Origin of the sequence: Mesorhizobium sp. M7D.F.Ca.US.004.01.2.1 (genome assembly GCF_003997785.1) — a bacterium.
Taxonomy (GTDB): domain Bacteria; phylum Pseudomonadota; class Alphaproteobacteria; order Rhizobiales; family Rhizobiaceae; genus Mesorhizobium; species Mesorhizobium loti.
Map to the genome: position 1 here is coordinate 1 of NZ_RZRQ01000755.1, position 525 is coordinate 525.

Sequence of the window (525 nt, forward strand, 5' to 3'; positions counted from 1 at the left end):
GTCCATGGCGACATGGTAGGGGATGCGCTTCGGCAGTTTGATCGTCGCCGCGTCGGCCAGCGTGCCGGCGCGGATTTCGGGCAGCGCGAAGGAGGAATGGTCCGAGGCGTAGATCAGGTCGCAGGACAGCGCCAGTTCGAAGCCGCCGCCAACCGCCATGCCGTTGACGCAGGCGATGACCGGCTTGTTGAGGTCGCGCAGTTCCTGCAGCCCGGCAAAACCGCCGACGCCATAGTCGCCATCGACCGCATCACCGTCTGCAGCCGCCTTCAAATCCCAGCCGGCGCAGAAGAACTTGTCGCCTGATGTCTTGACGATGGCGACACGCAACTCCGGATCGTCGCGGAACGCCTTGAAGGTCTCGCCCATCAGCCGCGAGGTTTTCAGGTCGATGGCGTTGGCCTTTGGCCGGTCGAGCGTGACCTCGAGGATGGTGCCTTCGCGGCGGGTCGAAATGACGTCAGACATTCTTCTTGTCTCCCAGCACCAGCAGTGCGTCGGCGATCCAGGCGCCCTTGCCTTCGC

1 protein-coding gene is annotated in these 525 nt (G+C 64.2%); it reads right to left on the reverse strand.

Features of this window, described 5'->3' with window-relative positions; translation table 11 throughout:
* On the reverse strand, nt 1-468 hold a 468-nt coding region (locus EN993_RS36640), incomplete at its 3' end, for an enoyl-CoA hydratase-related protein (protein ID WP_206532506.1).
* Nucleotides 469-525 lie beyond the last annotated feature (57 nt).